The following is a 2152-nucleotide window of genomic DNA, read 5'->3' as shown; positions in this document are numbered from 1 at the left end:
TCAGGTGAAAATACGGGGCTACCGGATTGAACTCGGTGAGGTAGAAACGCAGCTGTTGAAGGTGGAGGCTGTGCAAGCGACGGTCGTTGTAGCAAGGGAAGACGGAAGCGGTCAGAAGCAACTGTGCGCATACTTTACGGCGAATGCAGAGCTGACGGCAAGCGAGCTCCGCGGAGCGCTGGCGCAGGAGCTTCCGGGCTATATGATCCCGTCGTACTTCGTGCAGCTGGAGCATATGCCGCTGAGCCCGAATGGTAAAATTGACCGCAAGGCGCTGCCGGCGCCGGAAGAACATATGAATACCGGAGAGGAGTACATAGCGCCTCGAAGCGAGCGGGAAGCGCAGCTTGCGCGAATATGGCAGGAAGTGCTGGGACTGAAAATCGTCGGGATCAAGGACAACTTCTTTGAGATCGGAGGACATTCTTTGCGGGCCACAATCGTGACGGCTCGGATTCAAAAAGAAATGAACGTCGGTATATCCCTGCGGGAAGTGTTTCAAGCACCGACCATTGAGCAAATGGCACAGTTGCTGGATGGAAGGGAGCATGTTAACTATGCGTCCATCCCGCGTGTCGAGGAACAAGCGGATTATCCTGTTTCTTCGGCTCAAAAGCGGCTGTACTTGCTGAGCCAGCTCGAAGGCGGGGAAACCAGCTATAACATGCCGGGCGTGCTGATGGTGGAAGGGAGTCTGGATCGCACGCGAGCGGAAGAAGCGTTCCGTCAATTGATCCGTCGGCACGAGACGCTGAGAACAAGCTTTGACGTGGTGAACGGCGAACCGGTGCAGCGCGTGCATCCGGAGGTTCCCTTTGCATTAGAGTACGCTCAAGCAACGGAGGAGGAAGCGCCAGCTTACATTCGCCGTTTTGTACGGGCATTTGATCTTCGGCAGGCACCGCTTCTGCGAGTGGGACTGATCGAGCTGGAAGCAGAGCGTCATCTTTTGTTGTTTGATATGCATCATATTGTTTCCGACGGTGCGTCCATCAACATTTTGGTGGAAGAATTCAACCGGTTGTATGAAGGGGAGGAACTGCCGCAGCTGCGGATTCAATACAAGGACTATGCGGCTTGGCAGCTGGCTGAGGCTCGAAGCGAACGGCTGGATAAGCAAGCAACGTACTGGCTGGATGTCTATCGCGACGAGCTGCCCGTGCTCGAATTACCGACGGATTATGCGAGACCGCCCGTACAGAGCTTCGCGGGAAGCTCGATTGAATTTGTCGTTGATAAGCGACAAACCCATGCTTTACAGCAGCTTGCCGCCCAAACCGGTTCCACCTTGTTTATGGTGCTGCTCTCCGCTTATACCGCATTGCTGCATAAATATACAAGGCAGGAAGACATTATCGTGGGAACCCCGATTGCTGGCAGGCCGCACGTCGATCTAGAGGGCATGATCGGAATGTTTGTCAATACGCTCGCGCTCCGAAACTCCCCGGCTGCAGACAAGACTTTTTATCAGTATGTGCTGGAAGTCAAGGAATCGGCGTTAAAAGCGTATGAAAATCAGGATTTTCCGTTCGAAGAACTGGTTGAAAAGCTTGATCTCAGACGAGATTTAAGCCGCAATCCGATATTTGACACCTTATTTGTGTTGCAAAACACAGAACAAGGGAATCAGGAAATCGAAGGACTGCAGTTTAAATCTTATGCTCATCCTCATCAGACGGCGAAGTTCGACTTGACGCTGAATGTAACCGAGAACGAGGAAGAACTGGCATGCAGCCTGGAGTATGCGACTGCGTTGTTCCAACGGGAAACCGTGGAACGGATGACGAAGCACCTGCTGCAGTTGATTGACGTTATTTTGGAGAAACCCGAGACAAAACTATCGTCGATCGAGATCATTACGCCGCAGGAAAAAGTGCGGATCGTGGAGCAATTCAATGCGACGGCAGCGGATTATCCGCATGAGAAGACGATTCATCAGTTGTTTGAGGAGCAAGCGGCAGAGTCGTTGGCGCAAGTGGCCGTCGTGTACGAAGACGCGCGTCTGACGTACTGCGAACTGAATGAGCGGGCAAACCGGCTGGCGCGGACCCTCAGGGACAAGGGTGTCGTTCAGGATCAGCCCGTGGCAATTGCTGCCCATCGGTCAATCGAGCTGGTTGTTGGCGTTTTGGCGATCCTCAAGGCTGGCGGG

The 2152-nt window shown here is 53.5% G+C and carries 1 protein-coding gene; it reads left to right on the top strand.

Annotated elements, in window-relative coordinates; translation table 11 throughout:
* A partial coding sequence (locus L693_RS28215) for a condensation domain-containing protein (RefSeq protein WP_155983858.1) occupies positions 1 to 2152 on the top strand: 2152 nt, incomplete at both ends.

The organism is Paenibacillus sp. 1-18 (assembly GCF_000520755.1).
Taxonomy (GTDB): Bacteria; Bacillota; Bacilli; order Paenibacillales; family Paenibacillaceae; genus Paenibacillus; species Paenibacillus brasilensis.
The sequence above is the reverse complement of the archived record's forward strand: the minus strand, read 5'-3'. Positions and strand labels throughout refer to the sequence as shown.